We start from the raw sequence: 329 nt of genomic DNA, 5'->3' as shown, positions 1-329 counted from the left end.
CACCTGCTTTGCAAGCAGGGGGTCGTCGGTTCGATCCCGTCATCCTCCACCAAAAGTTCAAACGTAAGTTGATCACATCGGTGATTGAATTTAGGTTTGGTCTTTTCGAGACCAAGTGCTGTATGTTCTTTAACAATCTGGAAGAAGTAAAGATTATTTATTGATCGGTTTGCCGTAAAAGGTGAATCGATGGGTAATGATTGTATGTATCAACAAACAAGCAACAACGTTGTACTTTCTTATCCCTGTAGCGCTCTTTCATTATGCAAATGATGAGAGGCTAACGTTATAGGGACAAGCGAATAAGTGCACATGGTGGATGCCTTGGC

This window comes from Janthinobacterium sp. KBS0711, from assembly GCF_000988085.1.
Classification (GTDB): Bacteria; Pseudomonadota; Gammaproteobacteria; order Burkholderiales; family Burkholderiaceae_D; genus Janthinobacterium; species Janthinobacterium lividum_E.
Note: the sequence above shows the minus strand (reverse complement) of the source record.